The following is a 1,036-nucleotide window of genomic DNA, read 5'->3' as shown; positions in this document are numbered from 1 at the left end:
GAGGTCGATCGGATCGTGCCTGTGTCGGGGAACCTGTCGATCGGGGGCCAGCAGCTGTGGCTCGGACCTGATCGGGCGGGCCTGCCGATCACCTTGTGGATCAGTACGCAGCGGCTGCATGTGTTCACCACCGGCGGCGGGCGGCTCAAGAGCGTGGCCTCCCGGCTGACCGTCAAGGACCTGGCCGCGCTGCTCGCCTCTGGCCAAGCCCGCCCTGCACCGGCCGAGCCCGCCGGCGAACCGCCGATCAAGGCGAGCGCCGTCGAGGTGGACCGGCAGGTCAGCTCGACCGGCACCATCAGCCTGGCCAGCCGGGCCTTGTGCGTCGGCGCCCACCTGGCCGGTCGGCGTGTCATCGTGCGCCTGGACGGCATCACCGCCCGCGTCATGGACGAGGATCGCCTGCTGCTGCGCGCCGTGCCCTGCGCGCTCCCGCTCGCCGAATGTCTCACTCTGCGCAACGCCCGGCCAGCCGGGGCAGCGCCGACCTCTTCGACCGGGCCGGTCACCGTCCAGCGCGTGGTCCGCACCCGCGGCCACTTCCAGGTCGTCGGCCAAAAGATCCAGGTCGGACGGGTCCATGCCCGCAAGATCTTGGACGTGACCGTGGACGACACCCACATCACCGTGCACGACAACGGCGAACCCATCCGCGTCGTGCCCCGAACCACCACCCAGGAGATCACTCGGATCAAGTCTCAGGCGCATACTAAGAAGCGAAAGATCAGCTAGGAGTGTCAAGCATCATCCGATGCCAAAGCGTCAAGCATCAAGTGAGACCAGACATCGTCGATCATGCCTTGTCCTGTTCCGGTTGACGCTTGACACCTGAGCTTCGGTTGATGCTTTACACCCCTTCGGCTGACCTGCGTTTCTGGGTGATCGGTGGCGATCATCTGGGAGGTCGGGTTGGCGCTGGTGGAGTTGAGCGTCATGGAGCATCGGTATCGCGCTGTGCTGGAAGTAGAGGCGGGCTGTCCGGTGGTCGAGGTCGCCGAACGGCATGGAGTGTCGTGGCAGTCGGTGCATGCGTGGC

Annotated in this window: 1 pseudogene; it reads left to right on the top strand. The window is 66.4% G+C overall.

Annotated elements, in window-relative coordinates:
- Positions 1-732 (top strand): annotated as a pseudogene (locus DMH01_RS42250) (IS481 family transposase); the annotation flags it as partial.
- Positions 733-1,036: the final 304 nt, after the last annotated feature.

It is taken from the genome of Amycolatopsis sp. WAC 04182 (genome assembly GCF_003947465.1).
GTDB lineage: Bacteria > Actinomycetota > Actinomycetes > Mycobacteriales > Pseudonocardiaceae > Amycolatopsis.
The sequence above is the reverse complement of the archived record's forward strand: the minus strand, read 5'-3'. Positions and strand labels throughout refer to the sequence as shown.